Source organism: Arthrobacter sp. TJ-178, assembly GCF_058269275.1.
In genome coordinates this window covers 191,234-200,261 of the sequence record NZ_JBZCNK010000006.1, presented here as the reverse complement: position 1 = coordinate 200,261, position 9,028 = coordinate 191,234, and the positions used below count along the sequence as shown (strand labels likewise).

Annotated in this window: 9 protein-coding genes and 1 tRNA gene; 7 read left to right on the top strand and 3 right to left on the bottom strand. The window is 66.3% G+C overall.

What is annotated here, in order from left to right; genetic code table 11:
• The first annotated feature begins 378 nt into the window (after nt 1–378).
• From AC4D2Q_RS16395 to AC4D2Q_RS16370, 6 genes are all read left to right on the top strand, one after another.
• Nucleotides 379–1,023, top strand: a complete 645-nt coding sequence (locus tag AC4D2Q_RS16395) for a TMEM175 family protein (protein ID WP_490947511.1) — start codon at nt 379–381, stop codon at nt 1,021–1,023.
• Nucleotides 1,024–1,088: 65 nt separating this feature from the next.
• Nucleotides 1,089–1,176: transfer RNA gene (locus AC4D2Q_RS16390), tRNA-Ser, on the top strand.
• A gap of 266 nt (nt 1,177–1,442) precedes the next feature.
• Nucleotides 1,443–3,146 carry a class I adenylate-forming enzyme family protein gene (locus AC4D2Q_RS16385; protein ID WP_490947510.1) on the top strand — a complete coding sequence of 568 codons (1,704 nt, stop codon included), beginning with the start codon at nt 1,443–1,445 and terminating at the stop codon, nt 3,144–3,146.
• A complete protein-coding gene (locus AC4D2Q_RS16380; protein WP_490947509.1) occupies nt 3,139–4,371 on the top strand; it encodes a beta-ketoacyl-[acyl-carrier-protein] synthase family protein in 1,233 nt (410 codons plus the stop codon). The genes AC4D2Q_RS16385 and AC4D2Q_RS16380 overlap by 8 nt, the downstream gene beginning before the upstream one ends.
• Nucleotides 4,372–4,445: 74 nt before the next feature.
• The gene (locus AC4D2Q_RS16375; protein WP_490947508.1) at nt 4,446–4,787 is read left to right on the top strand and encodes a PadR family transcriptional regulator; all 342 of its coding nucleotides are present in this window, start codon (nt 4,446–4,448) and stop codon (nt 4,785–4,787) included.
• Complete coding sequence (locus AC4D2Q_RS16370; protein WP_490947507.1) at nt 4,784–5,263, top strand: HAAS signaling domain-containing protein; 480 nt, start codon at nt 4,784–4,786, stop codon at nt 5,261–5,263. Before AC4D2Q_RS16375 ends, AC4D2Q_RS16370 begins: the two co-directional genes overlap by 4 nt.
• A 31-nt stretch (nt 5,264–5,294) precedes the next feature.
• On the opposite strand, the gene AC4D2Q_RS16365 is transcribed toward AC4D2Q_RS16370, so the two are convergent.
• Nucleotides 5,295–6,632, bottom strand: a complete 1,338-nt coding sequence (locus AC4D2Q_RS16365; RefSeq protein WP_490947506.1) for an MFS transporter — start codon at nt 6,630–6,632, stop codon at nt 5,295–5,297.
• A 117-nt stretch (nt 6,633–6,749) separates the two neighbouring features.
• Here AC4D2Q_RS16365 and AC4D2Q_RS16360 point away from each other — a divergent pair, with 117 nt between their 5' ends.
• A complete protein-coding gene (locus tag AC4D2Q_RS16360) occupies nt 6,750–7,208 on the top strand; it encodes a MarR family winged helix-turn-helix transcriptional regulator (RefSeq protein ID WP_490947505.1) in 459 nt (152 codons plus the stop codon).
• 39 nt (nt 7,209–7,247) lie between these two features.
• Here AC4D2Q_RS16360 and AC4D2Q_RS16355 read toward each other — a convergent pair whose 3' ends face one another.
• The gene (locus AC4D2Q_RS16355; RefSeq protein ID WP_490947504.1) at nt 7,248–7,937 is read right to left on the bottom strand and encodes a DsbA family protein; all 690 of its coding nucleotides are present in this window, start codon (nt 7,935–7,937) and stop codon (nt 7,248–7,250) included.
• A 155-nt stretch (nt 7,938–8,092) separates the two neighbouring features.
• A complete protein-coding gene (locus AC4D2Q_RS16350; RefSeq protein WP_490947503.1) occupies nt 8,093–8,992 on the bottom strand; it encodes an oxygenase MpaB family protein in 900 nt (299 codons plus the stop codon).
• Nucleotides 8,993–9,028 lie beyond the last annotated feature (36 nt).

Here is a 9,028-nt window from a genome sequence, read left to right as displayed (position 1 = left end):
CTGCATCCGGGAGGGTGTGGGAGAGTAGGTCACCGCCGGACAATATTTGGTTGAGAGGTTCAGGCCCGCACCGTATGGTGCGGGCCTGAACTGTTTAACACGCCGGGTTTTTGGCGTCAACGGGTCGAAGGCCGCAGGAAACCGCACCGAATCCAGGCAGTTCTGTGCGATTGGACACTTCGTTGTACAGGTAAAGGGCTTCTGAAGCCGGAATGGCGCCCTGATCTGTACAACGGATGGGCGGCCAACCCGGGTGTCCGGAGGAGCGGCTCCCCCGAAGCCAGGCAGGAACCGTTTCCGCCGTCCCGCCGCAGTCAGGGCGCTTCCGGGGTGACGGCAGCCGGGTGCACCGCCCAAGATGGTCCTGTGCCCCGGAATATGAATCACGCCTATACCCGCCGGGTTAGTTCCGGCGAAGACGTTGAGCGCACCACGTTCTTCAGCGATGCCGTTTTCGCCATTGCCATGACCCTTGTGGCCGTGGACATCAAGATTCCCCAGGTCCCGGACGGGGATCTGGGCCGTGCCGTCGCCGAACAGTGGCCGGAGTTTGTTGCCTACCTGCTGTCCTTCACCGTCGCCGGGACGTACTGGCTTAGCCATCACCGCCTCTTTCGGCTGCTCAAGGGATTCACGGCCGGCCTCCAGCGGATCAACCTGGTGCTCCTCTTTTTCATCGGGCTGCTCAGTTATGCCACCGACATGCTGGCTTTCCATAACGACGATGTTCTCGGCGTCGTTATTTATGCCGCCACCCTGGGCCTCATCGGCGCGGCCAACACCTGGCTTTGGCTTTATGCCGGGCACCGCAACATGTTTAAGGAAGATGTTGACCCGCGCCTGCTGACCTTCGCCAGGGTCCGTGCTCCGGTGACTCCGGTGGTCTTCTTCGTTTCGATACCCATTGCACTACTGAATCCGGTCGCGGGAATCCTCACCTGGCTGGCGATTCCGCTGGCAAATTTGGTGCTGCGGCTCTGGGGGCGCACACTGCCCGATCCGGCGGCGGAGGCCCTTGAATGACTCGATTCGTTGGATTGGGCCTGCGTCGGGTAGTCTTATATCTGCTTCTTACGGAGCAAAAGCCTGGAGGATTCGCCTAGCGGCCTATGGCGCACGCCTGGAACGCGTGTTGGGTTAACGCCCTCGGGGGTTCAAATCCCCCATCCTCCGCCACTCAAGCCCCATCCACCGGATTTATCCGGCGGATGGGGCTTGTTTCGTTTTAACTCCGGTGCCACTGTCTCTGGGTATGGGATACGGGTCGACCTTTCATCAGCCCCCGCGGGAGCCTGCCGTGGCCGTGGGTTTCCGGCGCTGCACGGCGGCGTCGGCCATGGTCCGTCACCCGCCGGGCTGGCCTTTCCGCCGCGTCCGGTCCGCAGTCCCTAGGATTCCCTGAACGTCCCCAAGGAACTCTTCCTCCCCGAAAGGACCGCACCATGGCCTATGACCCCGCCCGGTTCAAGAAGTACTTTGAGCATGAGCTCACCTACGCGTCGGGATTCGCGCGGAACGTCTCCCGGTTCGCCAACCGGGTTGCCATCACCGACCCGGTTGCCGGACGGGAACTGACCTACGCGCAGCTGGGGCAGGAGGTGGACCGGACGGCTCTGGCCCTGGCGGAGCGCGGAATCGGCCGCGGGGACCGGGTCCTCTTCCAGCTCTACAACGGCATCGACTTTGCCCTGCTGTATCTGGCGGCGCAGCGGCTCGGCGCCGTGGGGGTGCCCGCCAACTACCGGCTCGCCCCGGCGGAGACCGCGCACATCCTGAGGGACAGCGATCCGGGTGTGTACGTCTTCGACGCCGAGATCGCCAGGACTGCCGAGCAGGCCCTAACCCTGGCCGGCGTCGAACCCGCAGTGCTGGTGTCGGGGCAGGGCCAAGGCACGGGCGGAGATACGGGCAGCGCCGCGGGGCATGAGCAGTTCGACGACGCCGTGGCCCGGGCGGAGGGCGAGCTCAGGGCGCTGCCGGAGGACTTTTCCATCTACGAGGAGAGCACCCGCTTCTACACTTCGGGTACCACCGGCATGCCCAAGGGTGTCGCCCTGCCTTCCATCGCGGAGCTCATGAGCGCCCATGACGTGATCATGCACTTCCCGCTGTCCCCGTATGACCGCACGCTGAACATGACACCCTGGTTCCACCGCGGCGGCCTGCACTCCGGCGGTCCCTGCCCCGCGTTCTATATCGGCGCCGGCGTGGTGCCGCTGCGCAGCTTCAACGCGGCCACGGTCCTGGACTGGGTGGGCGAGCAGGGGTTGACCTTCCTGATCGGCGCCCCCACCACGCTGGAAATGATCGCTTCCGAGCAGGAGAAGAATCCCCGGGACCTCAGCACCCTGAACGGAATTGTCACGATGGGCGCACCGCTGGACCGGGCCTCGGCCATCCGCTACCAGGAGCTGCTCACGCCGCGGATCTTCAACGGCTACGGCACCACCGAGGGATTCTGGAACACGTTCCTGCGGCCCGAGGACCTGCCCGCCGGCGCCGGCACCGCCGGGAGGGCGCTGACGGACGACGACGTCGCCGTGGTCAAGGTCTTCGAGGACCGCCGGGCCCGCCCCGATGAGCTCGCCGCCCGGGACGGCATCGAGGAGGGCGAGGTGATCATGCGCTCCCCGAAGTCCGGGTTCAGCTATGTGAACCTGCCGGGTGTGGAGGAGGAAAAGTTCCTGGACGGCTGGATCTATCCCGGCGACCTGGCCACCTGGGACAAGGACGGGTTCCTGACCATTCTGGGCCGCACCGATGACATGATCATTTCCGGCGGCGAGAACATCCATCCGGTCCAGGTGGAGGCGGCGCTGGCGGACCATCCCGGGGTGCTGGACGCCGTCGTCGTCGGCGTTCCGGACGAAAAGTGGGGGCAGCGCGTTGCCGCCTACATCATCCGCCGCGATCCGGAACTCACCGCCGCAGATCTGGAGGAATTCTGCCTGGCGCACCTGGGGCTGGCGGATTTCAAGCGCCCGCGCGGCTACCGGTTTGTGGACGAGGTGCCGATGACCGCCACCGGCAAGAAAATGCATTACAAGGTGGCGGACCTGGCGGCCGAGGACTGGGCCGCAGGGCGGATGGAAACTCCCGCGCCGCCGGTGTCCGGCAGTGCCGGGAAGGAGCCCGAACGTGCCTGACCGCGTGGTCATCACGGGCATGGGGGCGGTGACGCCGCTGGGCAACAGCTGGCCGGACACGTGGGAGGCGCTCAAGAACGGGCGCAGCGGCGTCGGGATGATCACCGCCTTTGACGCGTCGGACTTCCCGACCCGGATCGCCGCGGAGGTCAAGGGGTTCGACGCCGCCGCCCTCCTGCCGGTGAAACGCCTGAACCGTTCCTCCCGCGCGTCGCACCTGGCCGTCGCAGCGGCCCGGGAGGCGGTGGCCGACGCCGGACTCGGCACCTCCCTGGCGGAGCTGGACGCCGGGATCATCATCAACAGTGCCGTCTCCGGCTATCCCGAGATCCAGGACGCCACCCGGCTCTTTGACCGCAGCGGGTTCCGGCCGGTCAGCCCGAGCTTTGTGGCGTCCTCGCTCACCAACATGCCCGCCTGCGAGGTGGCGATGGATCTGGGCGTCCACGGGCCGGTCAACGCCAGCGCCCTGGCCTGTGCCTCCGGCACGCACGCGCTGTTGGATGCCCGCCGGACGCTGCTGGCGGGGGAGGCCGACGTCGTTATTGCCGGCGGTACCGACGCCGCGATCACTCCGGTCATGTTTGCCGGGCTGACGTCCATGCACGGGCTGTCCCGGCACAACGAGTCCCCGGAGGAAGCGTCCCGGCCCTTTGATGCAGACCGGGACGGCTTTGTGTTCGGCGAAGGAGCGGTGGTGTGCACCATGGAACTGCTCTCGCACGCCCGCGCCCGCGGAGCGCAGGTGTACGCGGAGGTGCTTGGCGGAGCGATGACGTCCGATGCCTTCCATATTGTGACGCCGGAACCCTCCGGCCAGTATGCAGCGCGGGCTATTACGCAGGCGCTGCACCGTTCCGGACTGGATCCGGCGGATGTGGACCTGATCTGCGCGCACGGTACGTCCACCAAGGCCAATGACCGGACGGAAACCGTCGCTATTCGCACAGCGTTCGGACCGGAGGCGGAGCGGCTGGCCGTGACCGCACCGAAGTCCATGACCGGGCATCTGATAGGTGCGGCGGGGACGCTGGCGTCGCTGCTGTGTGCCTGCGCGATAGGCGAGGGCGTCATCCCGCCCACGATCAACTACTCCAGCCCGGATCGGGAGTGCGACCTGGATTATGTGCCCAAGACCGCCCGCGAACAGGACGTTCGCTACGCGGTGACCAACGCATTCGGGTTCGGCGGGCAGAACTGCGTGGTTGCGTTCGGCCCCGTCTGACTGAAGTGGCGGGCGGCCACCCGCCCGGGTGCCGATGGTTGCATGCACTGCAAGTTACCGGTAGCGTGCAGTGCATGACACCGTCCACTGAATCTGTTCTCACCCAGCTCCGCAAGGGAACCGTGGACTATTGCGTGCTCGCCTGCCTGCGCTCCGGGGCCGCCTATGGGCTGGAGATTGCCGAGCGTCTGGGGGAAGGGAAAGTCCTGTTCGCCAGCGGAGGCACCCTCTATCCGCTGCTTTCCCGTCTGCGGCAGCAGGGGTGGGTGACCACCACGCTGGAGCCGTCACCGGTCGGTCCGCCCCGCCGCTACTACCACCTCACGAGTGAGGGCGAGGCGGCCCTGGAGGTCTTTACCGGGACCTGGAACCTGTTTGCTGCGGATGTTACAACCATGATCAAGGAGACCTCATGAACACCACCGAACCGATGCCCGCACTGCTGGAGGCGTACTTTGCCGACCTCGATCGAGCACTGATCGGAACCGATGCGCGGGAGCGTGCCGAGACGGTTCAGGCGATGCGCGAGCATGCGGCCGAAGTCCTCGGCCGGGACGGCGTTTCGGAGCGGACGGCCGCACGCGTCATTGCCGATTTTGGACCCGTGGAGCAGGTTGCCGCGGCCGCCACGTCCGCGCCTGCTGACCCTTCCGCGCCTGCGCCCGCCGCAGCGCGTTCCTGGACCGACATTTGGCTGCTCGCGGGTTCCTTCGCCGGCCTCGTGTTCTTTGTGTTCCCGCTGGTCGCGGTCGCGATGCTTGTCTGGGCGGTCCTGAGGAGGAGGCAGAACACCGGGAACCGGACGCTGCAGAAGGCGGCTCTGTGGGTGTCAGCTGTGGCGGTTGTTGTCTCGGTTGGCTTGTCCGTCCTTCACGCCGTCCCCGTGCTCTGATGCTGCGGCGGACACTCCAGGGGCCGGCCCCCTAGAGTGAAACGCGGCCCCGCTTGGCGACGTCGTGGCGTCCGTGGACGGCGTGATAGAGAACCGCAGCGAGCACCACCACTATGGCCAGGACCGTGTACATGGTGCTGTAGCCCGCTGCCGAGACCAGCACGCCCAGGGCAATGGGCCCCAGGCCCACCCCGGCGTCCATCAGCAGGAGCAGCGTCGAGATGCCGGTGCCCAGTTTGTGCGGGGGCACGGCGCTGACGGCAATTGCCTGGGATGCCGGCATCAGGGTGCCGTAGCCGAGGCCTGTCATTGCGCCGGCTACGACGATCTGCCAGTCGGCGTTCGCCACGGCGAGGACGCCCAGGGCCAGGGCGAAGAAGACCAGGCCAAAATAGACCACAACGTTGTCCCCGCGCTGGTCCTGGACCTTGCCGAGCACAAACCGCATGATCAGCATTGCCGCGGCATAGGCGATGAAGAACAGGCCTGCCCCGGTCACCACGTCACGCTGCTCCGAGTACGCGTTGAGGTAGGTGATGACGCCCGCGTAGCAAAGGCCGATCAGGAGCATGAAGATCCCGATCGGAATGACGGCCGGATCTGCGATGTCGCGGAGTGAGAAGCGCGCCCTCTTCACCGGAGCGGCAGCGGCGGCGGCAGCCTCGGCCTCCCGTTCGCGCAGCGGCTTCCGGAGGAATAATCCGAGCAGCAGTCCCAGGATGGCCGTTCCCAGTGACGTCCAGAACAGCATGTCGTAATTGAAGGAACCAACCAGGAACAGGCCCAGTGCCGGTCCGACCGCCGTCGCGAGCGTTGCTCCCAGGGCAAAGTAGCCCGTTCCCTCCGCCCGGCGGGAACTGGGGATGGCCGACTGCGCGATGGCCATGGTTGCCGTGCTCGCGAACGCATAGCCGACGCCGTGGACGACGCGAACGGTGATCAGCAGCGGCAGCGACCCTGCGGGCAGGTAGAAGGCGCAGGCGATGACCACCAGCACCAGGGCTCCGAGCATGATCCGCCGCCGGCCCAGGGCATCCACAAGGTAGCCGGCAAAAAAGCGCGCCAGCGTTGCGCCGATGATGAAGGCGCTCGAGGCCAGGCCGCTGGCGGCGTCGGAAGCCGCAAACTGTTTCACCGCGTAGAGGGCCATGGTGGTGACCAGGATGTAGAACACCAGGTACTGGAAGAAGTTGACCAGCCAGGCCAGGGTGAAGGCCGGGGTGATTACCGGCTGCTTCCCGGATGGAGGGCCGGCAGGTTGGGCTGCGGTGTCCGGCTGTCCCAGGGCGGGGCCGGGCGGGGGGAGCGGATTGCCGTTCCGTGGAGTTTGGGGGGCATGTGGTTGCGTACCGTCAGCTGAGGCCGACACTTTGCATCTCCTAGGAATCAAGTGCATTTGTATAATGCAATTTGTATCATACAATCTCAAGTGGTGTTGATGCCTGTCCGGTTTGCAGGGCGGGGAAGTTTCGAGAAAGATGAGCCAATGGACAGCGACCTTCAGCGGACCCTCGTGTACGAACACATGCTTCTGTCGCGCCATGTGCTGCAGGATGTGCCCCCCTACGCACGTGAGTCGGCGCTTGACCGCAGTGCCACCGTCCTGCTGGCCCGGCTGGAGGCGGAAGGGCCGATGACGGTGGGGGAACTGGCCGACGCGTTTGGGCTGGACGTATCCACGGTGCACCGCCAGATTACGGCCGCGATGAAGGGCGGGCTGATCGAACGCATCAAGGATCCCGAGGGCGGCGTTGCCCGCAAGCACCGGCCCACGGAGGAAGGTTCGCGCCGTCTGTCGGCGGAGCTCAAAGGACGCCGGGAAGCCACCGCGCGGGCCACGGCCGGCTGGTCGGAGGATGACATCGCCGCCTTCGTGGCGCTCCTGCGGCAGTTCAACGAGAGCGTGGAGGCGGTACGCGGGCGGCCCTGGCCCCGCGGCGATTAGCGCGGACTGGTCCGCGGCGCTGTCCCGACCAGGGGCGCGCTAGTTGTTCAGGGCAGCATCCAGAGGCTCGGAAATCTCGCTGTAAGCGCCCGTCTGGAGCTGGATCTCCCGGTCGTTGAGGATAAGCGTGGGGGTGTGCTGGATCTGCAGGTCCTGGGCGTCCTGCAGGTCCCGGGCCACACGGTCCTTGATGGCCTCGGATTCGTAGTCGGCGCGGAACCGGTCCATGTCCAGGTTGAGCTCTTCGGCGTAGGAGGCCAACAGGTCATCCACGTTCGAGGCCGTCTTCCAGTCCTGCTGGTGCTCGAAAACTGAAGCCGCCATCTCTTCCAGGGCGCCCTGTTCGGCCGCTGCTTCCACCGCGCGGGCCGCGGGTTCTGCGTTCTGATGCTTGGGCAGCGGGTAGTTCCGCACCACAATGCGGACGGAATCTCCGTAGTCCTCCTGGGCCTGCTGAATCAGCGTGTCCATCATGGCGCAGTAGGGGCACTGGTAGTCGGTGAAGAGGATCAGGGTGGCCTGGGGGTCCGCCGGGTTGCTGATGACCCGCGCGTCGGCGGGAGCCAGCTGGTCCATCTGCTCCGCGGAGAAGGTCATTTGTGCCGGTGCGCTGGCCGATGCTTCTGCCGTGACGGTTGCTTCGGGTGCCGGATCGGGTGCGCCGCAGGAGGCGACGCCGCCGATGGCCAGTACCGAAGCGAGAATCAGGGAAGGGGCAGTCCTGCGCATAGTTCCTTTCCGTTAGGGGAACGGCCGTGCGGCGCACGCGCCGGGTACGGGTTGGATGACGCTTCCCTTTAATGGTTTCACCGCTGCCGCGTGGTTCGAAAGAGGGTTCTCCGGTCCGGTCCTGTGATATTGGCCGGATGGGCTAGTGGCGGAAACTACTGTCCCAGCCGGGCAATGCGCTCGCGGGCGGACTTCTCGCTGGGCCCCATCGGGCCGAGTCCCAGCCGGATCACGCCCAGCACCGCTTTAACCGGCAGCCGCATCGGAATCCGGAACGGACCCAGCCGGGGTTCCTTCACTCCCAGCATTTCCCGGTGCCGGGGCTCCAGGGACGCGACGGCGCCGGCGAACAGCACCCGGTAACCGATCAGCTGGGAGCGCGGCAGGGGCGGCCGGCGCAGGAACTTCATGGCTTCCCGGACGTAGGCGCTGTTGCGCAGTTCGCCGTCGTACGCGGCCATTTGCTCCCGCAGCTCAGCCTCGGACCGCGGAGGGTTGTCGATGCGCATGAGCTCGCCGGCCACCGCCCACTCGGATACGTAGGCGTCCGGACCGCCCGGAATCGGTGCGCCGTAGCGCTCGTGTGAGGACAGAAAGGCATCAGTGAAGGCCAGATGCACCCAGCGGGCAATCTCCGGATCGTTCGCCGAGTAAGGCCGCTCCACGCCGGCGGCGTCCTCATACATGCCGTGCACCCGTTCATGCAGGCGCAGCACCCAGCCGGACCCGGATTTCGCCGCGTGCGTGTCCCCGTAGGTGACGGTGAAGATCCAGCGGATGGTTCCGGCCAGCCGGCCCAGCGGGTCGTTCTTATAGTCGGAGAAGTCATGCACCCCGGCCATCGCGCCGGGATGCAGGGCCTGCAGCATCAGCGCCCGGATGCCGGCAATGATCGGCGTCATGGACCCGTGCACCGCCCAGACGGCGGAATCGGGACCAAAGTGCCCGACGTCGTCGCCCTTCGCCAATTCCAGTTCCCATTCCGGGATCTCGGTGGCGTTGTTGCTGAAGGTGCCGATCAGCTGCCGGCGCCAGGTGGAGATTAGGTTGGCCATCGTTCCAGTATGGCCCCGGCAGCTGGGAGCCGCGGG

Excerpts from the sequence above, each read along its gene's own strand:
- AC4D2Q_RS16395 (WP_490947511.1), top strand. The coding sequence starts at position 379 with ATGAATCACGCCTATACCCGCCGGGTTAGTTCCGGCGAAGACGTTGAG.
- AC4D2Q_RS16385 (WP_490947510.1), top strand. The coding sequence starts at position 1,443 with ATGGCCTATGACCCCGCCCGGTTCAAGAAGTACTTTGAGCATGAGCTC.
- AC4D2Q_RS16375 (WP_490947508.1), top strand. The coding sequence starts at position 4,446 with ATGACACCGTCCACTGAATCTGTTCTCACCCAGCTCCGCAAGGGAACC.
- AC4D2Q_RS16370 (WP_490947507.1), top strand. The coding sequence starts at position 4,784 with ATGAACACCACCGAACCGATGCCCGCACTGCTGGAGGCGTACTTTGCC.
- AC4D2Q_RS16360 (WP_490947505.1), top strand. The coding sequence starts at position 6,750 with ATGGACAGCGACCTTCAGCGGACCCTCGTGTACGAACACATGCTTCTG.
- AC4D2Q_RS16355 (WP_490947504.1), bottom strand. The coding sequence starts at position 7,937 with ATGCGCAGGACTGCCCCTTCCCTGATTCTCGCTTCGGTACTGGCCATC.
- AC4D2Q_RS16350 (WP_490947503.1), bottom strand. The coding sequence starts at position 8,992 with ATGGCCAACCTAATCTCCACCTGGCGCCGGCAGCTGATCGGCACCTTC.